The sequence below is a fragment of the Streptosporangium sp. NPDC000509 genome (assembly GCF_042898365.1).
Taxonomy (GTDB): domain Bacteria; phylum Actinomycetota; class Actinomycetes; order Streptosporangiales; family Streptosporangiaceae; genus Streptosporangium.
On the sequence record NZ_JBIAYX010000008.1, the window covers coordinates 255,444 to 276,297 of the forward strand.

At 69.9% G+C, this 20,854-nt stretch carries 15 protein-coding genes; 11 read left to right on the top strand and 4 right to left on the bottom strand.

Going from position 1 to position 20,854, the window contains the following annotated elements; translation table 11 throughout:
* Positions 1–41 precede the first annotated feature (41 nt).
* A complete protein-coding gene (locus tag ACFY3D_RS17070) occupies positions 42–1,688 on the top strand; it encodes a transporter substrate-binding domain-containing protein (RefSeq protein ID WP_389980354.1) in 1,647 nt (548 codons plus the stop codon).
* Positions 1,685–2,827: a hypothetical protein gene (locus ACFY3D_RS17075; RefSeq protein ID WP_389980356.1), complete on the top strand. Its 1,143-nt coding sequence runs from the start codon at positions 1,685–1,687 to the stop codon at positions 2,825–2,827. The genes ACFY3D_RS17070 and ACFY3D_RS17075 overlap by 4 nt, the downstream gene beginning before the upstream one ends.
* Positions 2,828–2,921: 94 nt before the next feature.
* Here the strand turns inward: ACFY3D_RS17075 and ACFY3D_RS17080 are convergent, their stop codons facing one another.
* Positions 2,922–3,167 carry a DUF2630 family protein gene (locus ACFY3D_RS17080; protein WP_389980358.1) on the bottom strand — a complete coding sequence of 82 codons (246 nt, stop codon included), beginning with the start codon at positions 3,165–3,167 and terminating at the stop codon, positions 2,922–2,924.
* A gap of 311 nt (positions 3,168–3,478) precedes the next feature.
* Between ACFY3D_RS17080 and leuA the strand changes: the two genes are divergently transcribed.
* On the top strand, positions 3,479–5,191 hold the full coding sequence (leuA, locus tag ACFY3D_RS17085; RefSeq protein ID WP_389980360.1) for a 2-isopropylmalate synthase: 1,713 nt from the start codon (positions 3,479–3,481) through the stop codon (positions 5,189–5,191).
* Positions 5,192–5,411: 220 nt separating this feature from the next.
* On the opposite strand, the gene ACFY3D_RS17090 is transcribed toward leuA, so the two are convergent.
* Entirely contained in the window at positions 5,412–6,470 is a 1,059-nt protein-coding gene (locus tag ACFY3D_RS17090) for a helix-turn-helix transcriptional regulator (protein ID WP_389980362.1), read from the bottom strand.
* Positions 6,471–6,650: 180 nt separating this feature from the next.
* On the opposite strand from ACFY3D_RS17090, the gene ACFY3D_RS17095 reads away from it, so the two are divergent.
* The 5 genes from ACFY3D_RS17095 to ACFY3D_RS17115 all read left to right on the top strand — a co-directional run bounded on the left by ACFY3D_RS17095 (position 6,651) and on the right by ACFY3D_RS17115 (position 10,987).
* Complete coding sequence (locus ACFY3D_RS17095; protein ID WP_389980364.1) at positions 6,651–7,112, top strand: VOC family protein; 462 nt, start codon at positions 6,651–6,653, stop codon at positions 7,110–7,112.
* Positions 7,113–7,495: 383 nt separating this feature from the next.
* Complete coding sequence (locus ACFY3D_RS17100; RefSeq protein WP_389980366.1) at positions 7,496–8,095, top strand: SSI family serine proteinase inhibitor; 600 nt, start codon at positions 7,496–7,498, stop codon at positions 8,093–8,095.
* Between the two features lie 232 nt (positions 8,096–8,327).
* Positions 8,328–8,777, top strand: coding sequence for a TraR/DksA family transcriptional regulator (locus ACFY3D_RS17105; protein ID WP_389980368.1), 450 nt, complete (start codon positions 8,328–8,330; stop codon positions 8,775–8,777).
* Between the two features lie 238 nt (positions 8,778–9,015).
* Positions 9,016–10,287 carry an FAD-binding protein gene (locus ACFY3D_RS17110; RefSeq protein WP_389980370.1) on the top strand — a complete coding sequence of 424 codons (1,272 nt, stop codon included), beginning with the start codon at positions 9,016–9,018 and terminating at the stop codon, positions 10,285–10,287.
* A gap of 148 nt (positions 10,288–10,435) precedes the next feature.
* Entirely contained in the window at positions 10,436–10,987 is a 552-nt protein-coding gene (locus ACFY3D_RS17115; protein ID WP_362898395.1) for a hypothetical protein, read from the top strand.
* A 242-nt stretch (positions 10,988–11,229) separates the two neighbouring features.
* Here ACFY3D_RS17115 and ACFY3D_RS17120 read toward each other — a convergent pair whose 3' ends face one another.
* A complete protein-coding gene (locus tag ACFY3D_RS17120) occupies positions 11,230–11,931 on the bottom strand; it encodes a TetR/AcrR family transcriptional regulator (RefSeq protein WP_389980372.1) in 702 nt (233 codons plus the stop codon).
* Between the two features lie 121 nt (positions 11,932–12,052).
* Here ACFY3D_RS17120 and ACFY3D_RS17125 point away from each other — a divergent pair, with 121 nt between their 5' ends.
* Positions 12,053–12,997 carry an NAD-dependent epimerase/dehydratase family protein gene (locus tag ACFY3D_RS17125; RefSeq protein WP_389980374.1) on the top strand — a complete coding sequence of 315 codons (945 nt, stop codon included), beginning with the start codon at positions 12,053–12,055 and terminating at the stop codon, positions 12,995–12,997.
* A 156-nt stretch (positions 12,998–13,153) separates the two neighbouring features.
* Here ACFY3D_RS17125 and ACFY3D_RS17130 read toward each other — a convergent pair whose 3' ends face one another.
* Positions 13,154–14,446 carry a Glu/Leu/Phe/Val dehydrogenase gene (locus ACFY3D_RS17130; protein ID WP_389980376.1) on the bottom strand — a complete coding sequence of 431 codons (1,293 nt, stop codon included), beginning with the start codon at positions 14,444–14,446 and terminating at the stop codon, positions 13,154–13,156.
* A gap of 255 nt (positions 14,447–14,701) precedes the next feature.
* Here ACFY3D_RS17130 and ACFY3D_RS17135 point away from each other — a divergent pair, with 255 nt between their 5' ends.
* Both ACFY3D_RS17135 and ACFY3D_RS17140 read left to right on the top strand, forming a co-directional pair.
* A complete protein-coding gene (locus tag ACFY3D_RS17135; protein ID WP_362898387.1) occupies positions 14,702–16,261 on the top strand; it encodes an alkaline phosphatase D family protein in 1,560 nt (519 codons plus the stop codon).
* 422 nt (positions 16,262–16,683) lie between these two features.
* Positions 16,684–20,739 (top strand): LamG domain-containing protein, encoded by a 4,056-nt coding sequence (locus tag ACFY3D_RS17140; protein WP_389980378.1) that lies wholly within the window; start codon positions 16,684–16,686, stop codon positions 20,737–20,739.
* The last annotated feature ends 115 nt before the right edge of the window (positions 20,740–20,854 follow it).

Here is a 20,854-nt window from a genome sequence, read left to right on the forward strand (position 1 = left end):
GACGACATAATCTGCCCAGAAAAGCGGAGTCCGGGGGTGTCATGGCGAAGGAACCTGCGGACGGGGAGACGGGCCCGGAAGGGGCTCCCTCACCTCCCGAGAAGCAGCGCCGGTCTTCCCCGGGGGAGACCGGCGGCCCGGCCCCTGACTCGGGGGAGACCGGCGCTCCGGCCGTCGGCGAGCGCGAGACACCGCCCGGCGGGGCGATCGGCGAGCCGGACGGCGGCGCCCCCGCCGCCCCCGCCGCCCCCGGTGCCCCCGGCTCGCGAGGCGACGAGGGACGCGACCGGCAGGGTCGTGATCCCGATGACCGCCACGACCGCGATCAGAGGTCTGATGACCGCCGCGAGCGTGATCAGAGGCCTGATGACCGCTATGACCGTGACCGGCGGGGTGACGATCGGTATGAGCGTGACCGGCGGGGTGGTGATCCCGATGACCGAGATGACCGCCATGACCGGGACCGCCGGGACGATGACGGGTACGGACGCGACCGGCGCGACAGCGGACGATATGAGCGCGGCCGGAGGTCTGACGACCGCTATGACCGGGACCGCCGGGACGATGACGGGTACGGACGCGACCGGCGCTACGACGACCGCTACGATCGCGCTCCGCGATTCGACGACGCGGACGTCAAGGGCTTCCAGCCCGGGCCGCCGACCACCCCGGCCGGAGCGCCGGGGCCGCCCCGCAGGCGTCGTTTCCGCCGTTTCCGGCTGGCCGCCTGGATCGCGCTGGTCCTCGCCGCGGTCGTGGTCGGGGTGTCCATCGCGTGGGTGAACGGGCCTCCCACCGAGGCCGAGCTGCGGGAGAAGGCGGGACTCCTCAACAAGGACAGACTGCTGATCGGGGTGAAGGAGGACACCCCCGGCATCGCCCTGCGGGAGCCGGGCGGGACCGGTTTCACCGGCTTCGACATCGACATCGCCTACATGATCGCGGCGGATCTGGGATTCCGGCCCGACCAGGTCGACTTCCTCGCCATCGAGACCGAGGACAGGGCGCGTATGCAGGCCCGCGACACGGACGGCACGTTCGTCAAGGTCGACCTCGTGGTGGCGACCTTCAGCGTGACGCCGGAACGCAGGGCCGACCCCTCCGTCGGTTTCTCCACGCCCTACCTCTACACCGAGCAGTCGGTGGTGACCAGGGCCGACTACCCCGACGACAACGTCGCCTCGCTGGGTCAGCTTGAGGGCAGGAAGGTCTGCTCACTCGGCACCTCGACCTCCCTGGCCGAACTGAGGAAGGCGATCAAGACCGACCCCATCGCCGAGCTCCTGATCAGCAAGTGCGTGGACCGTCTGGCGGACGGTGTGCCGAGCGACAGGGCGGCCGAGGCGGTGACGACCGACGCGGCACTGCTGGCCGGGTTCGTCGCACAGCCGGAGAGGAAGCTGCGCCACCACGACATCGCGCTGGAGAAGACGGAGATGTGGGCGGTCAACGCGGGTTCCAACCGCGCGCTGCGTACCCTGGTCGATCTCGCGCTCTACCGTTCCTACGCCGATCCGGGCAACAAGATGTGGGAGGAGGCGTACGAGAAGCACATCCGGCCGTTGCTGGCGGCCAACCCGGGGGTGGACGTGGCGCAGGCGCAGCAGCCGTGCGCGCTTCCCCCGGACGTACGCCGCTGGCCCTGGGAGCGGACCCTCCCCGTGCGGGATTGCCCCTCCGCGCCTTGAAGCCCAACGCGCGGTTGAGGGACGCGCCGAGGAACCAGGAGTGGTTCCTCACGCTGCTGCCGGTGTTCCCGATCGTCCTGCTGGTGATGCGGCTGTGGTACGCCAGCAGGCAGGACACCCAGACGCTGCTCCTGCTCGTGCAGACCATCAGCCCGCTGGGCCTGCTGAGCGCGGTCCTGCTGACCACGGTGTGGGTGCTGCCCGTCGTCGTGGTCGGGGGCAGGCTTCTCGGCACCCTCTACTGGATCAGCACCGGCCGCTTCTCGTGGCTGGTGCACAGCGCCCAGCGGCTGCCCGGCTGGGTCGTGGTCCTCGCCGTCGCGATGGGCGTGTGCACCTGGCAGCTGCGCTTCCTGCCGACGCTCGCGATGATGTCACTCGCCCTGCTCGGGCTGACCGTGCGCGAACGGTTCCCGGATCACGAGGAGCTGCGGACGACGTTCTGCTACGCGCTGCCGGTGATCGCCGCCGTGCTGTCGTACGTCATGCTGTGGCCGGCGATCGTCTCGGCGTTCACCGCGCGGGACGTGGCGACCGCGATCCTGCTCACGCTTCCCCCGGTGTTCGCGGCGCTGCTGACCGGTCCCGTGCCCGAGGCGCCGGCCAGGGTGCTGACCCACGGCATCGCGATCGGGATGGCGGTGTTCACGCCGTTCCTGGTCGGCGTGGTCGTGATGAGGGCGCCGATCCTCCCGTTGATCGCCATACAGATCAGCGTGGAGAGTCCGACCGCGAAGAGGCCCGCCGAGGTGGTCGTGGGCTACATGGTCGCCAGCGACGACCAGATGACCACCGTCCTCAAGCGTGACGGTGCCGTGGAGTTCATCCAGAACGACAGGCTGCAGTCGAAGGTGCTCTGCCCCGATCCCGGTGAGGTGCCCAGGACGTGGGTGAACCTGCACGGCTGGTACGTCGAACAGAGTGTGATCTCCTGGCTCGCCCCGGCGTCGCAGCGGACTTCGGCGGACTCGCGCTGCGAGGGCCGTCCGGAGAAGGCGATCGGCCCGCTGCCACCGTCCTCCGACCGGTCCCCGGATCCGTCTCCACATCCGTCTCCGAGTACGGAGAAGTCTCCGACCCCCGCCAGGTCTCCGACTTCCGCCGAGTCTCCGTCCGTGACCGAGCCGCGTGCCGGGTGAGTGCGGCGGAGCGGCAGGGGCGGGCGAGCGGGAGTGACGGGTCAGCTCGCGGGGCGGACGACGCACTCCCTGTGACGACTTTCCGGGCGAACGGTCACTGACGGTAGTCTTCGACCTCGTCGATCGGGCGGGGGGCCGCCGAGTCGGGGTCATCGCCGAACTCGCGGAGCGCCCGGCGCTGCCTGAGCAGGTCCCAAGCCTGGTCGAGAGCCTCCTCCAGCTGCATGATCCGGTTGTTCTCCTCGTGTGAGGAGATCGAGTGCGAGCCCAGCTTCGCCCGGAGCTCCCGCTCCTCGGCGATCAGCTCGTTGATGTGGGCGAGGATGTCGCCGTCCTTCATGGCCGTTCCCCCTGTCAAAGTATTTCTGGACTGTATCCGATCAGTGGATCGTCGCACCGGGGGAATCGGGCGGCCTCGCGCGGCGGCCGTCGCGGGCGGCGCCTCCCGTACGGACGAGATCTGGAAGATCTTCGAAGTCCCGCGATGTGAGACCGAGGCACGGGGATCCTGAGACGTCTGCTAACGTGCTAGGCATGCTGCGCGGTCTGCTTCTTAGCTGCCGCGACGAGGGCCTGTAGAGGCCGGCTCCCTCGTCGCGGAGCGAGCCATGCGCGTCGGCCACGATTGTTTTCCCAGTCGAGGAGCCTTGCATGTATCCGCAGCAGCAACCCAGTCCCATGCCTTTCACGCGTTATCAGTCCTTCGCGCCGATCCGGCTGGACGACCGCACCTGGCCCGGCAAGGTCATCGACCGAGCCCCACGATGGTGCGCCGTCGACCTGCGTGACGGTAACCAGGCACTGATCGATCCCATGGACTCCCACCGCAAGCTCAAGATGTTCGAGCTGCTGGTGAAGATGGGATACAAGGAGATCGAGGTGGGCTTTCCCGCCGCCTCCCAGACCGACTTCGACTTCGTACGGCAGATCATCGAAGAGGACCTGATCCCCGACGACGTGGTGATCCAGGTCCTCACCCAGGCGCGGGCCGAGCTGATCGAGCGGACCTTCGAGTCGGTGCGCGGGGCCAAGCAGGCGATCGTCCACCTGTACAACTCCACCTCCACCCTCCAGCGGCGGGTCGTCTTCGGCCAGGACCGTGAGGGCATCACCGCGATCGCGGTCGAGGGCGCCAAGCTCTGCAAGAAGCTCGCCGCCCAGATGGACGACACGGAGATCTACTTCCAGTACTCCCCCGAGTCCTTCACCGGCACCGAGCTGGAGTACGCGGTGGAGGTCTGCGACGCCGTCAACGACGTCTGGCAGCCGACTCCCGACCGCAAGGTCATCATCAACCTGCCCGCCACCGTCGAGATGGCCACGCCCAACGTCTACGCCGACCAGATCGAGTGGATGCACCGCAATCTCGCCCACCGCGACTCGATCGTGCTGTCCCTGCACCCCCACAACGACCGAGGCACCGCCGTCGCCGCCGCCGAACTGGGCTACATGGCGGGGGCCGACCGGATCGAGGGCTGCCTGTTCGGCAACGGTGAGCGCACCGGCAACGTCTGCCTGGTCACGCTGGGCATGAACCTGTTCTCGCAGGGCGTCGACCCCGAGGTCGACATCTCCGACATCGACGAGATCCGCCGGGTCACCGAATACTGCAACCAGCTGCCCGTCCACCCGCGCCACCCGTGGGGCGGCGAGCTCGTCTACACCGCCTTCTCCGGCTCCCACCAGGACGCCATCAAGAAGGGCTTCGAGCACCTGGAGCGTGACGCGGCCGCCGCGGGCGTTCCGGTCGAGGAGTTCACCTGGGCGGTCCCGTACCTGCCGATCGACCCCAAGGACATCGGCCGCACCTACGAGGCGGTCATCCGGGTCAACAGCCAGTCCGGCAAGGGCGGCGTCGCCTACATCATGAAGGCCGACCACCACCTGGACCTGCCGCGCCGCCTGCAGATCGAGTTCTCCCGCGCGGTCCAGGCCCACACCGACACCGTCGGCGGCGAGGTGAACGCCGCCCGGATGTGGGAGGTCTTCACCGACGAATACCTGCCCAACCCGGCCAGCCCGTGGGGCCGTCTGGGTCTGCTGGCCCACCGCACCACCTCCAGGGGTGACGGCAAGGACGCCATCAGCGCCGATCTGCGCCTCGACGGTGAGATCCGCGAGGTCGAGGGGGTCGGCAACGGTCCCATCTCCGCCTTCTGCGACGCCCTGGCGAGGGTCGGCGTCCAGGTGCGCGTCCTCGACTACGCCGAGCACGCCATGAGCGCGGGGACCGACGCCAAGGCCGCCTCCTACATCGAGTGCGAGATCGCCGGCCGCACCCTGTGGGGTGTCGGCATCGACTCCAACACCACCACCGCCTCGCTCAAGGCCGTCATCTCCGCGGTCAACCGCGCCAGCCGCTAGCGAAGGACCGTACGGCACGATCTGCCGTAGGAGGTTTCGACAGAGGCCCACAAGGTATCGACGTCGCTCACCCGACCGCGCCCACCGCGAAATCCGCCCGGGCGCGGTCGAGTCGTCTCCGCTCGCCTTCCGGTGCCGGAGACGCTCGTGACCTCAGGGCGAAGACGATGTCGCGGTCGTCCTGGGTGGCTCCGAACCGTTGGCCGTGTGTGGTGGGTGACTATCTGCCTTCATGGTGTTCGGGGGCTTCGGGCATGTTGGCCACGTCAGACAAACTGCCTCGGTACCACTGGCCTGAACGGGCGACGGGGCCGGCTGTGGTTCTGGTGAATCGGCGGGCGAGGTGTTCGAAGGCGCCGGCGAGTTCGTCGGGGCCGACGACTTCGAAGTCGGCGTCGTAGCGGGCGATGGCGGCGGCAAGGCTGGGCCAGGACCAGGATCCGAGGGTGAGCCGGCAGCGGTGGGGGCCGATCTCCTCGACGACTCCGTCGCGGGTGTAGAGGGCCACGGTGGCGGCGGGCAGGTCGAGGATCACCGTGCCTTGGCAGGGCCAGTTGCCCGAGGAATCGCCGGAGCCGCGGAACGTGCCGGTGACGAAGGCGGCGACGCCTCCTCCGGGCAGTACGCGTGGGGTGAAGCGGGGCCCGTTGGGGGTGTGCGGGGTGATCCGGTCGGCGCGGAAGGTGCGCCAGTCATCGCGGTCGAGGTCCCAGGCGATGAGGTACCAGCGTCCGTCCCAGGTGATGACGTGGTGGGGTTCGACGCGGCGCGGGGGTTCGTCCGCGGCCCCGGCGGCGTAGTCGAAGCGCAGGATCTCGCGGGCGTGGACGGCGGCGCTGACAGTCAGGAGTACGTCGCCGTCGACCGGGGCGGCCGGTCGGGTGGCAGGGGATTCGACGGCGGTGACGCGCACCGCGTCGACGCGGTGCCGGAGCCGGGAGGGCATGACCTGCCGGATGGTGTTCAGTGCCCGTTCGGCGGGTTCGGCGAGGCCGTTGCCGGGGGTGGTGGCGGCGATCCGCAGGGCGATGGTGAGGGCGACGGCCTGTTCGTCGTCGAACAGCAGCGGGGGGAGTTCGGTGCCGGCGCCGAGCCGATAGCCGCCGTCGGGACCTTTGACGGCGGCGATGGGGTAGCCGAGCTCGCGGAGCCGGTCGACATCGCGGCGCACGGTGCGCAGGCTGATGTCCAGGCGATCGGCCAGCACCGTGCCGGACCAGTCCCGGCGGGTCTGCAGCAGCGACAGCAGGGCCAGCAGTCGGGCGGAAGTCTTCGGCATGAACCTGATTCTGTCCGAAGTAGGTGCCACATCCTGTCACCTACCCCTGCGAATCTTCGTTTCGAGCCGGTCAGCCACCGTGACCCGGACACCCCCTTTTTTTTGCCGGCGCTCTCAAATGAGGCTTACCACCCCATACAGGCCGTATCGCGCCTGGAAAATCAACAAGGAGTCACCCACATGGCCATTTCCACCACCACTCACCTGAACTTCCGCGGCGACGCCCGCGCGGCGCTGGAGTTCTACCAGACCGTGTTCGGCGGCCGCCTCACCACCATCACCTACGGCGACTTCGGCATGCCGAAGGACATGCCCGACGCCGACAAGATCGTCTTCGGCCAGGTCGCGGCCGACAACGGTTTCGCCGTCATGGCCTACGACGTGCCCGGCCAGGCACCGGCCGCCGCCGTGCCCGCCGCCACCACTCGTGAGCACGGCATGACGCTGACCGGCGAGCGGTTCTTCGTGTCCGTCCGCGGCGAAACCGCCGAGGAGGTCGGCGCGTTGTGGGACAGGCTCGCCGACGGCGCCGACCTCATCGAGAAGTACGGTCCCTCGCAGTGGGCGCCGGGCTTCGGGATGCTGACCGACCGCTTCGGCGTCACCTGGATCCTCGATGTCGCCGCCCCCTACGCCGGCTGACCGCCACCGCACTCATCCGGTCCGAGTCCGGTCCGAGGCGGCCTTCCCGGACCGCCTCGGACCGCCCGGCCTTCAGCCCTGGGCCCCGGCCTTCGTCATCAGCCATCCCGCGGTCACCTCGGCGATCATCGGAAACCCACGCCCTCACCGCGGACGGCGCCATCTGCGGTGTGATCGATCATGCTCGCGGACCTTTGCCCCGAGCGGCCGTTCGGAGACGCCCCCGACCGGTGAATTCATGGCATTCCGTGGCGAGTCACTGCGAGACATCCCCGCGTTGTCGACGTAGCCTCTTCGCAGCTCAGGGTACGACTCGCTCCCCCCGAACAAACCGAAAACGACTTATCGGTTATATGCGGAATTTGTATTTATCGGGGGAAACTATGCGATGTATTCTCGGCCTGGCCGCCGCCGGGCTCGTCATCCTCAGCGGTACCGCCACCGCGGACACGCAGTCACCACCGAACCACATACCCGACCCGCCCGTGGTCCAGCCGGTCGCCGATCCGCCCCCGGTTCCGCCCAAGCCCATCCCGATCCCGACACGGCCCATCGCGACCCCGCCCGTTCCGATGCCGCCCTGGTCCACTTCGATCCCGCGCCCGCCCTGGGGTCAGCCCATCCCGCCTCCGCCGATTCCGGCCCCGATGCCGCCCCGCCCGCCGTGGCCGACGGCCGGAGGCCCGTACGCCAAGCACCTCACGCTGACCGTCTCGCGCATAGGCAGGAAGCGGACCATCCGCCTGGGATGCACGCCGCTCTACGGCATGCACCCCGAGGGAAGCCAGGCATGCTCGCTACTGCTCAGGGCGCAGGGCGACCCCGCACGCATCAGGCTGCCCTGGAGGGCCTGCCCGCAGTACTACGACCCCATCACCGTCACCGCGACAGGCACCTGGAACGGCCGCTTCATCAGATACCAGCGGACCTTCAGCAGCCAGTGCGAGCTACGCACCGCGACAGGGCCGATCTTCTCCTTCTGACACCCGTCCCCTGAAACACGCCGCTCCGGGCACGGGGCGGCGTCCGGGACACGGGAGGGCCCGCTGATCGGTGCCGGAGAGGATCGAGCGTGCCTGCCGTGGAACGGCGGGCCCGATCCCCGGTCCCCGTTCCCGCGAAAGGCTCCTACGGCGGCGAGGGTGCCCACGTCGCCGTACGGGCCGTTCCCCTCACGCGCCCTGAACCGAGGGAAAGACACAGGTCGGTGGCATCATGACATGGGTCGACGATGCTCACGGCCAGGAGCGGATCCACGACAGGACGGGGGAGACGGCGATGGGCGAGCGGCCCGGGAAAACCGTGCTGTCCTCCTCCCAGCGGGCGGCGATGCGAGATCTGCTCGCCGAGGACCGCGAGAGGACGGTGGCCCAGATCGCGGCGCTGACACGTGACTGGGACGACCTCGTCGAGGCGTCGGCGCTGGTGGGCAATGACGACGAGCACGACCCGGAGGGGGCGACGATCGCCTTCGAACGGTCCCATCTCCAGGCCCTGCTCGACAGGGCGCGAGCCCATCTCGACGATCTCGACGAGATGGCGGGGCGACTTCGGCGGGGCACCTACGGCGTGTGCGACGACTGCGGGCGCCCCATCGCCCTGGAGCGCCTGAAGGCACGCCCGATCGCCAGGACCTGCATCGAGTGCGCGGCCCGCGGCCGATGAGGGCCCCCGGTGATGTTCAGACATTTCTGAACTAACCTGGGGGCGGCAATGCCCGCCGTCGTGTCTCGCGCGATCACCGGTCATGAGCCGTGCTCGCGCACGGCCACGACCGCGACCGCCCGGCCGCGATCCGTGCCCCCGCCCGGTCACCCGAGTGAGTCCGTGTCCCGGCACGATCACCGCGTGTGGCGCGCATCCGCCGCGTACGGCCTGGCGTGAGGCGTGGAGAGGGCACATCGTGACCAGAGGGTTGCTGAACTGGGCGGGCAACATCACTTACGGCGCCGCGCGGATCCACCGCCCCGGCGACGTCGAGGAGCTCCAGGAGGTGGTCGCGGGCAGCGCCGCCATCGGGGCGCTCGGCACCCGCCACTCCTTCAACGAGATCGCCGACCGTCCCGGCGGTGACCTCGTCTCGCTGGAGGGCCTGCCCGCCGCCTTCGAACTCGACCCGGAGCGGGGCACGGTCACGGTCGGCGGCGGGGTGCGCTACGGCGAGCTGAGCCGGTGGCTGTACGGCGAGGGCTACGCGCTGCCCAACCTCGGCTCCCTGCCGCACATCTCGGTCGCCGGCGCCTGCGCCACGGCCACGCACGGTTCCGGCGTCGCCAACGGCAACCTGGCCACCGCGGTCTCCGGCCTCGAACTCGTCACCGCGGACGGCGAGATCACCGTCCTCAGCCGCGAGAAGGACGGCGACCGCTTCGCCGGGGCGGTCGTCGGCCTCGGCGCGCTGGGCGTCGTCACCAGGGTCGTCCTCGATGTCGTCCCGGCCTTCGAGGTGCGGCAGTACGTCTACGAGAACCTGCCGTGGGCGCGTCTGGAGGAGCACTTCGAGGAGGTCCTCTCCGCCGCGTACAGCGTGAGCCTGTTCACCGGCTGGAGCGGCCCCCGGATCGACCAGGTGTGGGTGAAGCGCCGCGAGGACGAGTCCGGTCCGTGGGAGGCGGCGCCGCGCTGGCTGGACGCCACGGCGGCCACGGCCGACCGGCACCCGCTGCCGGGGATCTCCGCCGTCAACTGCACCGCGCAGATGGGCGTCCCCGGCCCCTGGTACGACCGGCTGCCGCACTTCCGTCTGGACTTCACCCCGAGCAGCGGGGAGGAGCTCCAGTCGGAGTATCTGTTGCCGCGCCGCCACGCCCTCGCCGCGCTCCGCGCGCTGGACGCGGTCAGGGACGTCATCGCCCCCGTCCTGCAGATCTCGGAGATCCGTACCGTCGCGGCGGACGACCTGTGGCTGAGCACCGCCTACCGCGAGGACGTCGTCGCCGTCCACTTCACCTGGAAGAAGGACTGGCCCGCGGTGAGCCGGGTGCTCGCCGTGGTCGAGGAGTCGCTGGAGCCCTTCGAGGCCCGCCCGCACTGGGGCAAACTCTTCCTCATGGGACCCGATCGCCTGAACTCCCTGTACGACCGGCTCCCGGACTTCCGGCGCCTGGCCGCCGACCTCGATCCCACGGGCAAGTTCCGTACCCCGTTCCTCGACGCCCGTGTCTTCGCTTCCTGACCGTTCCCAGCCTCAACCTTGATCCGGACATCAACTCACAAGCGGATCTTACGATCGGATCAGGGTAGTCAACTCCCATCACAGTGATAACGGTGCGATATCCACCGTTAGAACTCGTGAATCCAGCGCTGGTGATGAGGGGGAGAGCATGGAACGCAATACGGTCGTGCGCGCGATGCACGATGTCGGGCTGGCCGCCTGGTTCGGGGGATCGTTGATGGGCGCGATCGGCCTCAACGGTGCCACCGCCGCGGTGAGCGACAGGAGCGAGCGCCTGCGGGTCGCGAACGCGGGATGGGGCAGGTGGGCGCCGGTCAGCGCGGCGAGCGTCGGCGCCTTTCTCGTCGGCTCGCTCGGTCTGCTGTCCGCCAACAGGCGGCGCGTGGCGTATCAGCGCGGGGTGGGGGCGAGCACCGCGGCCAAGGCCGTGCTGACCGCCGGGGCGCTCGCCGCGACCGCCTACACCGGGGTGCTCGGTGCCAAACTCGCGGACGCGGGCGACGTGCCGGTGGAGGGGGCCGTGAAACCGGAGAAGGAGACCCCGGAGGACGTCGCCAAGACGCAACAGCAGCTGCGTCTCATGCAGTGGGTCGTCCCCGCCGTCACCGGGGTGCTCGTCGTGCTCACCTCCCTGCACGGAGAGCAGCAGCGGCCGGGCCAGGTCATCCGGGGAGCCGCGCGCAAGAAGTTCTCCCGGTAGAGGGCCTGCGGCCGTTCACACGGTCTCACGTGGACCGTCGTCCCACGGCCCCTCGGGGCCGTGGATCGCCGGGTGACCGTCTGACCGACGCCAGGAAGACCCCGGAATTCGTACCGGACGAATACCTCGAGTACGGCGCGATCGACCCCCTCTCTGCAACCTGGTGTGACACATGACGACAAATAGCGTCCATGCCGAGGCCCTGCTGTGCTGGGTGAATTACCCGGCCAACTCGTGACGTATCAGACAGACAGCCCGAGGGTGCGGGCCTGGCAGCGCATGGCGTGGTCGAAGGCCGACGCGGGGTCGAGGATCGCGTTGTCGAACTGGCCGAACACCTCGAAGTTGATCCAGCCGAACAGGCCGGTCCAGGAGATCAGGCCCCGGACGACCACGTCGTCGGGGACGTCGGGTATCAGTTCGCGCACGCGTGCGGCGTCCTCGTGGAAGGACGGCGGGACGGGCGGGTGGGTGGTGTCGGGCGGGTTCAGCGCTCCGGCGCGGTGGGCGTCGGAGACGATCCGGCCGTAGACGGCGGTGTCGCGGACCGCGGCGGGGACGGTGTCCTGGGGGGCGCGGTAGCCGGGGACGGGTGAGCCGTACAGCAGGGCGTACTCGTGCGGGTGGGCGAGTGCCCAGTCCCGTACGGCGTGGCAGACCGCCATCCACCGCCTTCCGTGGTCTTCCGGCGGGACGGCCGCGTCGGCGTTCTCCACGGCCTCGCCGATGGCGTTGTAGCCGTCGATGATCAGGGTCGTGAGCAGGTCGTCCCTGGACGGGAAGTAGCGGTAGATCGCCGAGGAGGCCATGCCCATCTCGCGGGCGATGGCGCGCAGGGACAGGCCGCTCGCGCCGTCGACGGCGAGCTGCCTGCGGGCGACGTCGGTGATCTCGCGGGTCAGCTCGGCCCTGACCCTCTCGCGTGCGGTGAGGCTCGAACTCATGTCGCGACCATATCAGAGCACTGTCAGAAAACGAGAGCACTGCTCTTGACGAGCAGTGCTCTCTAGCGAGAGCATTGCTCTCAGAACGGAACGGGTAAGCCACCGCACAGGAAGAGGAATCATGGCCAAGCACGTCATCGCCGGAGCCGGACAGGTCGGCTCGGAGGTCGCCAGGCTGCTGACCGGGCAGGGGCACGAGGTCGTCCTCATCAGTCGCTCGGGCTCTGGCCCCGACCTGCCGGGCGTCCGCAGGGTCGCCGCCGACGTGAGCGACCGCGAGAAGCTGACCGCCCTGACCCGGGGCGCCGCCGTCCTCTACAACTGCGTCAACCCGCGCTACCACGAGTGGGCGCGCGACTGGCCGCCGCTCGCCGCGTCCCTGCTGGGAGCCGCCGAGACCACCGGCGCCGGATACGTCATCCTCGGCAACCTGTACGTCTACGCGGCGCCCGACCGGCCGATGAGGGAGAACGACCCCCTCGACCCGCCCAGCGCCAAGGGCGCGATCCGGGTGAAGGTGTGGCGGGACGCCCTGGCCGCGCACGAGGCGGGCCGGGTCAGGGTGACCGAGGTGCGCGGATCCGACTACTTCGGCCCCGGCTGCCTGGACCAGTCGCACCTCGGGGAGAGGTTCGTCCCCGCACTGCTCGCCGGCAGGACCGTCCGCTTCGCCGGAGACCCCGACCAGCCGCACAGCTGGACCTATGTGCCCGACGTCGCGCGGACCCTGGTCGCGGTGGGCGAGGGCGAGGGCGCCTGGGGTCGCGCGTGGCACGTCCCCACGAACGAGCCGATGCCGGTGCGCGAGGTCGCCGAGCGCCTGTGCGCGCTCGCGGGAGTGCCCAACCCGGGGGTGAAGGCCCTGCCCCACTGGATGCTGCGCACCGGCGGGGTCTTCTCACCGATGCTCAGGGAGCTGGAGGAGTTGCGTTACCAGTTCGTCCGTCCCTTCGTCCTCGACTCCGACGTCTCCCAGGCGGCCCTCGGTCTCGCGCCGACCCCGATGGACGAGGCGCTGGCCGCGACGCTCGCGTGGTGGCGCGGCCGCCTGGCCGCGGCGGCGTGACGGCGCGCCTTCGTACGCGGGGACGGGGGCCACGACGCTCTGAAGGCGGGCGCGGACCATCGGGCATACCCGGTACGCGGGACGGGGGAACACCGGTTCCCGCTGCCGGGGAGGGCCGGTATGTCCGGGCCGGTGTGCGGCACGTCCCCGACGGTCTCAGGGGTGCGGCGCGCGTGCCCGGTGGGCGTCGGCGACCCGGCCGACACCGATCACATGGGCGGCCTCGCGCAGGGTGATCCCGCACTCGGCGGAGACCGCCGCGGTCGTGTCGAACGCGTCCCGCACGATGCCGCGAAGCCTCGCGTCGACCTCGCGCGCGCTCCAGCGACGCGCCTGCATGTTCTGGAGCCACTCCAGGTAGGAGACGATCACGCCGCCGGCGTTGGCCAGGATGTCGGGGACCACGGTGACGCCCGCGTCGGCGAGGACGCGGTCCGCACCGGGCGTGGTGGGGGAGCTGGCGCCCTCCACGACCAGGCCGGCCCTGATCCTGGTGGCGTTCTCCTCGGTGATCGCCCCCTGCATGGCGGCGGGGACGAGCACGTCCACGTCGAGCTCCAGCAGTTCCTCCGCCGGCAGCGCGTCCGCCCGGCGGTAGCCGCGTACCCCGCCGGTCTCCTCCGACCAGGCCCGCAGGTCGTCGATGTCCAGGCCGGAGCGGTCGATCACGGCCCCGGTGCGGTCGGAGACCGCGATCACGAGGCAGCCCGCGTCGGCGAGGTAGCGCGCGGCGGGGGCGCCGACCTTGCCGAAGCCCTGGATCGCGACGGTACGGCCCTCGGGGGAGCCGCCCAGAGCCCTGAGCGCGGCGATCCGCACGCCGCGGGCGGTCGCGGTCCCGGCCGTGTCGGGCGCGCCGCCGGGGGAGACGGGGCCGCCGATCGTCACGCCGGGCACCGGGTAGCCCGCGTTCACCGAGTAGGTGTCCATGATCCAGGCCATGGTGCGCTCGTCGGTGCCGACGTCGGGGGCCGGGATGTCCCGCTCGGGACCGATGACGGGCAGGACCTCGTTGACGTAGCGCCGGGTGACCCGTTCCAGCTCGCGGGCGCTCAGCGAGGCCGGGTCCAGGGAGACGCCGCCCTTGGCGCCCCCGTAGGGGATGCCGGCCAGCGCGCACTTCCACGTCATGCCCATGGCCAGGGCGGTGACCTCGTGGACGTCGGTGCGGGGATGGAAGCGGATGCCTCCCTTCGCCGGGCCGCGGGTAGTGTTGTGCTGCACCCGGAAACCCTGCACGACGTCCATCCGGCCGTCCTCGCGGCGGACCGGGACCGAGACGGTGAGCGAGCGGCGGGGGGTGGCGAGCATGGTGCGCAGGCTGTCGTCCAGGTCCAGCCGGTCCGCGGCCCGGCCGAGCTGGAAGAGCGCGGAGTCGAGGGCCTGTCGGCCGGGACTGACGGGAGCGGTGGCGGCCGGCGTCGTCGACGGCACCGTGAGCGTTCTCAAGGGATACCTCCGTACGGTGAGCGAAGCGCCCTTGCTCCGCTCGGGGCACATGGTCAGGATCAGACTAGGCGCGGTTTTTTGCCCGCAGGGTCGGGCCGTGTTTCGTTCTCATGACTGATTCGCGGATCGGGTCGCGAGCCTGCGAGCTGGAGGTGTGTTGTTATCTGCCTGCTCCCCTGGGCAATCTGGGAGTAAAACATAGATTTTCCAGAATCCGGTCAGGATTCCTACCGTTGTGTAGCCGAGGGGATGAAAGTGCCGGAACTTGTGGTCGGGCCGATGTTGCGTTACGTGGACGAGACGAGCGCGTCGGTGTGGATGGAGACGAGCGAGCCGTGCGAGGTGACGGTCGAGGTCGGTGGCGTGCGCTCGGAGGCGAGGACGTTCACCGTCCACGGTCACCACTACGCGATCGTGGACGTGGAGGGCGGAGGCGCCTACGAGGTGCGCCTGGGCGGGGAGACCGTGTGGCCCCTGCCCGATCAGCCGCCGAGCCGCATCCGCCTGCTCGGCCCCGACGGTCCGAATCGCGTCATGTTCGGCTCCTGCCGGACCAGCGTGCCGCACGACCTCGTGTACACGATCTCCCACGGGGTGGACGTGCTGCGCGCGTACGGTGGCACGCTGCCCGAGACGCCCGACGAGCGCTGGCCCGACCTGCTGCTGCTGCTCGGTGACCAGGTCTACGCCGACGAGCCGTCCGCGGAGATGCTGGAGTTCATCGCGGGCCGCAGGGACACCGAGCCGAAGAAGGAGATCGCCGACTTCGAGGAGTACGCCGAGCTGTACCGCCTGGCGTGGACCGACCCGGAGATCCGCTGGCTCCTCTCCACGGTGCCCAGCGCGATGATCTTCGATGACCACGACCTGCGCGACGACTTCAACACCTCCATCTCCTGGCGTACGTCGATGGAGGAGGTGCCGTGGTGGCGGCACCGGGTGATCTCCGGGATCGGCGCCTACTGGGTCTACCAGCACCTGGGTAACCTGTCGCCGGCGGAACGTGCCTCGGACGAGCTGCTCAGCAAGGTGTGCGCGGCCGAGGGGGACGGCGCCGAGGTCCTCGACGCCTTCGCCGAGCACGCCTACGACGTTCCCGCCGACAGCCGGTGGAGTTACGCCCGCGACCTCGGCGACACTCGCCTGATCATGCTCGACTCCCGCTGCTCCCGCCAGCTCGACCCCGATGACCGGCGCATGATCGACCCGGTGGAGTGGGAGTGGCTCACCGAGCAGCTGCACAAGGGGGGCGCGAAGCGCTTCGTGATCGGCTCCTCGGTGCCGTTCCTGCTCCCCGCGGGCATTCACCACATCCAGAACTGGAACGAGGCCCTCGCCCAGGGGGCCTGGGGCAAGACCGTGGCGCGCTGGGCCGAGGCCCTGCGCCAGGCCGTCGACCTGGAGCACTGGGCGGCCTTCCGCCGCTCGTTCGAGGACCTGTCCAAGCTGCTGGCCGGGCTGGGAAAGCCGGTGATCATGCTCTCCGGCGACGTGCACTACTCCTACGTGGCCAAGGCGCGCGACCTTCCTGTCTACCAGCTGGTCTGCTCCCCGATCCGCAACCCGCTGAGCCGCACCCTCCGCCTGGCCAACATCGTCGCCCAGTTCGGCATCGCGAGCCTGGTCGGCCGTACGCTCTCCCGCACGGCGAGGATTCCCAAGCCGCCCTTCAAGTGGCGGATCACCGACGGCCCGTGGTTCTCCAACGCGGTCGCGACCCTCTCCCTGGACACGGCCCCCACGTCGGTCCGCTGGGACACCGCCACGGGAACCGAGGTATCGGAGATCACCGTCGTGAAGCTGGAGGAGGGCTAGCGAAGCGCCCTCCGTTCCCCCGCGCGCCGAAGAGGGCCGGGGGCCGTCGCGATCTTCCGGCCGGGGGCCGGGCAGAGGGCCGCGGCGCTCTTCTCGTGCGCCGGGAAGTATGTGAGGCGTACTCACCTGGGCGGATGCGGAAATCGCTTACCGGGGGCCGCGGGCGTGCTCGTTTTGATCATAAAAAACGTTGACATCGAACGTCACTCAGTTTTACATAGTGATCATCAGCGCTGATTTGCCCCTTTTCTACCAGGTGACACAGCTTTGTGCTGCCGTCATCTCTTTTTCTGGTGAGGCGCATGTCAACGTTACGGGGCCTGGCGGCCGTACTGGCCGCCGGGGTTATCGCTACGGGGTCAACGGTTGCGATCGACGTTCATGGAGGGGCTCCGAGAGCCGTCGCTTCCTCGGCGGAGCCGGTGGCTCCGACGGATGAGCAGGCCGGCAGGATCGCCCGCGAGACGGGCCGCAGTACGGAAATCCTCGCCAAGCGAGGTGAGAGCAGGGAGGTCTTCGCCAATCCCGACGGTTCCTTCACCGCGGTGGAGCACCTTCGCCCTGTCAGGGTCCGGCAGGACAGTTCCTGGGTGGCGCCGGACGTCACCCTGATCCGCAGGCCCGACGGGTCCATCGGGCCCAAGGCCTCCACCGTCGACCTGACCCTCTCCGGGGGAGGGGACGAGCCCATGGTGCGGATGGCGCGCGCCGGCCGGGAGATGTCGCTGAAGTGGCCGGAAAAGCTGCCGGAGCCGGAACTGCAGGGCGACTCGGCCGTCTACCGCTCGGTGCTCAAGGACATCGACCTGGTCGTTCGGGCCGACACCGACGGGTTCGCGCACACGCTCGTCGTGAAGACCAGGGAGGCGGCGGAGAACGGAGCCCTCGCCCGGCTCGGCTTCGACCTGGGCGAAACCGAGCTGGCGGTGCGCGCCGAGCCGGACGGGCGACTGCGTGCCGTCGACACCGAGGGAGGGGGCGCGGTCTTCGAGGCCCCGTCGGCGATCATGTGGGATTCCGGCACGCAGGCCGGGAGCACGCCCGCTGAGTCGGCGCCTGCTGAGACGGCGCCCGCAGAGACGGCGAGGCGCACGACGGCCGAGCCGGAGGAGGACCTCGCCAGGGGCCCCGCCCCGACCTCGAAGGTGGCCGATGTCGGGGCCGCCGTCGAGGACGGTTCGCTCACCCTCACCCCCGAGACCACGCTGCTGACCGCCCCCGACACACGGTTCCCCGTCTACATCGACCCGGTGTGGAAGACGGTCAAGGCGTCCGCCTGGGGATATGTCTCGCGCGCCTATCCGAGCACGTCGTACTACAAGTTCAGCGGCAAGGCCGACTCCGGCATGGGCTACTGCTCGGGTGACGCCAGGTGCGCGCCCTCGGACGTGAAGCGCATCTTCTACCGGATGCCCACCAGCGCCTACGCGGGCAAGCACATCATCTCCGCGGAGTTCGTCGCCAAGGAGACCTGGTCCTACTCCTGCGACGGCCGTACCGTGCAGCTCTGGCGGACCAAGGGGTTCGTCGAGGGCTCGACCTGGAACTCCACCAAGGACAACTGGCTCGAACACCTCGCCACCCGGGACGTGGCGAAGGGCTGGTCCTCCGACTGCCCGGGTGGCGACGTGGAGTTCAACGCGACCGCGGCGGTGAAGGACGCCGCGGCGGGCAAGTGGTCGACCACCACGTTCGGACTCAGGGCCGGGTACGAGACCGACCCGAAGGGGTGGAAGCGGTTCGCCGACGACGCCTGGCTCCGGGTCAACTACAACACCCCGCCGCCGCAGCCGAAGATGTCCAACCTGACGATGGACCCGGGTGGCAAGTGCGTCTACTCCCCGGCCCCGGCGGTGCGGGTGCCCCCGACGCTCTCGGCGGTGCTGCACGACTCCGACTCCGCCGACGCCAAGAAGGTGTACGCCGAGTTCCAGGCCAGCTGGGACGGCGCGACGAAGTGGACCTCCGGCAGGATCGGCCCCAAGACCACCGGATCGACGTTCCAGGTCAAGATGCCCTCGACGATCCCCGAGAAGAAGACGATCGCCTGGTCGGTACGCACCTGGGACGGCTACCAGTACAGTCCGTGGAGCTACGCGGGCGACGCGACCGGCTGCTACTACACCTATGACAAGAGCGTGCCGGCCGCCCCCGCGCTGGCCTCGACCGCCTACCCCAAATCGGATCCCGAGGACGAGCTCGACCCGTGGTACGACGGGGTGGGCCGCTACGGACGCTTCACCGCCACCTCCGCCTCCAGCGACGTCGTCAAGTACTGGTTCGGGATCAACGGCAACCCCACGCAGGCCAACGAGCGCAAGCCCGCCACCAACGGCGGGCCGGTGACGATCGACATCGCGCCCGAGCACGCGGGACTGAACTACGTCACGGTCCAGGCGTTCGACGCGGCCGGCAACGTCAGCGAGATCGGCCGTCACGCCTTCAGGGTCAAGACCGGGGCGCCGGCGAAGGCGGAGTGGCCGCTGGACGAGCCCATCGACTCCCCGCAGGTCACGGATGTCGGGGGAACCTTCCCCGCCACCGTCACCGGCGGCGTCACGCTGGGGGTGGACGGCGTCTCGAAGAGCGCCGCGCAGTTCAACGGCTCCACCGGGTACGCCAGGACGACGGCCCCGGTGGTGAACACCACCACGAGTTTCTCGGTGTCGGCGTGGGCGAGGCTTCCCGAGGTCAAACCCACCCACGCCGGAGTGATCGCCACCCAGGCGGGCACGGCTCGACCGGGCTTCGAGCTGTACTACTCCTCCTCCTACGACCGGTGGATCTTCAACAGGTTCAGCACCGACAGCACGAGCGCCACGATCGTGCGGGCGATAGGGGCCACCGCGCCGCAGGGCGGGGAGTGGGCGCACCTGGTCGGCGTGTACGACTCGGTCGCCAAGCACATCAGGCTCTACGTCAACGGCAAGCTCGCCTCGACCACCGCGTTCACCACGCCGTGGAACGCCACCGGACCGGTACAACTCGGCGCGAGCCTGTACAGCACGGTCCCGGACGCGTTCTTCCCCGGCGAGATCGACGACCTGCGGATCTTCGACCGGATCGTCACCGCGGAGGAGGTCGGCAACCTCTTCAGCCAGCACCCGGTGGTGAACGCCCGCTGGAAGCTGAACGACTCGGCCTCGGCGGTCCGGGCGAGCAAGGCGTACTGGAAGCTGGACGAGGCGGCGGGCGCGACCCGCGCCGAGGAGGCGGGCGGCGTCCACCCGGCGAGCAAGGTCGGCACCGTCACCTTCGGGACGACCGGGAAGTCCGGCAAGGCCGTCACCCTCAACGGCACGAACGGGTATCTGAAGACCACCGGGGCCGTGCTCGACACCACCAAGAGCTTCTCGGTGTCGGCGTGGGCGAGGCTCCCCGCCACCAAACCCACCCACGCGGGGATCATCGCCACCCAGACCGCGTCGGTGAAACCGGCGTTCGAGCTGTACTACTCCTCCTCCTACGACCGGTGGATCTTCAACCGTTTCAGCGCGAACAACGCCTCCGCCACGATCATCCGGGCGCAGTCCACCTCGGTGCCGCAGGGCGGGGTGTGGACGCATCTGACCGGGACCTACGACGCGGCGGCCAAGCAGATCAGGCTCTACGTCAACGGCAAGCTGGCCTCGACCACGGCGTTCACCACGCCGTGGAACGCCACCGGACCCGTGCAGCTGGGCGCGGGTTCCTACGACGGCGCGGCCGGGTCGTTCTTCCCCGGCGAGATCGACGACCTGCGGATCTTCGACCAGGTCGTCACCGACTCCGAGATCGCCACGCTGGCCTCGGGATCCCCGCTGACCATCGCGGCCGACGACGGCACCGCGGGCCGGCACGTCACCCTGTACGGCAACGCCCGCATCGACCAGGGCGCGGGCTGGGTCGGCACCCCGCCCGGCGCGCTGGTCCTGGACGGCGACGGCGACTACGCGGCCAGCGCCGGTCCCGTGGTGCGCACGGACGACAGCTTCACCGTCGCCGGCTGGGTGACCAGCGCGGGCCGTCCCGGCCGGCCGGCGACGGTCTTCAGCCAGGAGGGCGCGGTCAACAGCGCCTTCACCCTCCGCTACCGGCCGGACCCGGCGGATCCGGTCAACGCGGGCGGCTACCAGATCGAGATGCCGGACTCCGACGCCACCGGAGCCACCCGCCCCACCTCGGAGCACTCGGCCTTCCAGTCCGGCTTCGAGTGGGACCACGTGGCGATCGCCTACGACGCGCTCCAGGACGAGATGCGGCTCTACGTGAACGGGGAGCTGGAACAGACCGAGGAGCAGGTGTCGTGGCGGTTCAACGTGCTGGGCTTCAACGCCACGAAGGGGTTGCAGCTCGGCCGGACCAAGGGCGACGGCGCCTGGGGCGAGTACTGGCCCGGCGTGATCGACGACGTGTGGGCCTTCCAGGGAGTCGCCACACAGGAGCAGATCCAGATGCTGGCCGCGGGCAACGAGCTCGACACCGAGACCGGCCCCTGAACTGAGGAACGGATCGCGGGCCACGGCCCGCGATCCCCTTCCCATCCCCATTTCCCGAGGTGCCCCGGCCGCCGCGTACGGCGGCCGGTGGCCTGCGCCTGTGCGGAGGATTTTC

Excerpts from the sequence above, each read along its gene's own strand:
- ACFY3D_RS17070 (WP_389980354.1), top strand. The coding sequence starts at position 42 with ATGGCGAAGGAACCTGCGGACGGGGAGACGGGCCCGGAAGGGGCTCCC.
- ACFY3D_RS17080 (WP_389980358.1), bottom strand. The coding sequence starts at position 3,167 with ATGAAGGACGGCGACATCCTCGCCCACATCAACGAGCTGATCGCCGAG.
- leuA (WP_389980360.1), top strand. The coding sequence starts at position 3,479 with ATGTATCCGCAGCAGCAACCCAGTCCCATGCCTTTCACGCGTTATCAG.
- ACFY3D_RS17090 (WP_389980362.1), bottom strand. The coding sequence starts at position 6,470 with ATGCCGAAGACTTCCGCCCGACTGCTGGCCCTGCTGTCGCTGCTGCAG.
- ACFY3D_RS17095 (WP_389980364.1), top strand. The coding sequence starts at position 6,651 with ATGGCCATTTCCACCACCACTCACCTGAACTTCCGCGGCGACGCCCGC.
- ACFY3D_RS17100 (WP_389980366.1), top strand. The coding sequence starts at position 7,496 with ATGCGATGTATTCTCGGCCTGGCCGCCGCCGGGCTCGTCATCCTCAGC.
- ACFY3D_RS17105 (WP_389980368.1), top strand. The coding sequence starts at position 8,328 with ATGACATGGGTCGACGATGCTCACGGCCAGGAGCGGATCCACGACAGG.
- ACFY3D_RS17115 (WP_362898395.1), top strand. The coding sequence starts at position 10,436 with ATGGAACGCAATACGGTCGTGCGCGCGATGCACGATGTCGGGCTGGCC.
- ACFY3D_RS17120 (WP_389980372.1), bottom strand. The coding sequence starts at position 11,931 with ATGAGTTCGAGCCTCACCGCACGCGAGAGGGTCAGGGCCGAGCTGACC.
- ACFY3D_RS17125 (WP_389980374.1), top strand. The coding sequence starts at position 12,053 with ATGGCCAAGCACGTCATCGCCGGAGCCGGACAGGTCGGCTCGGAGGTC.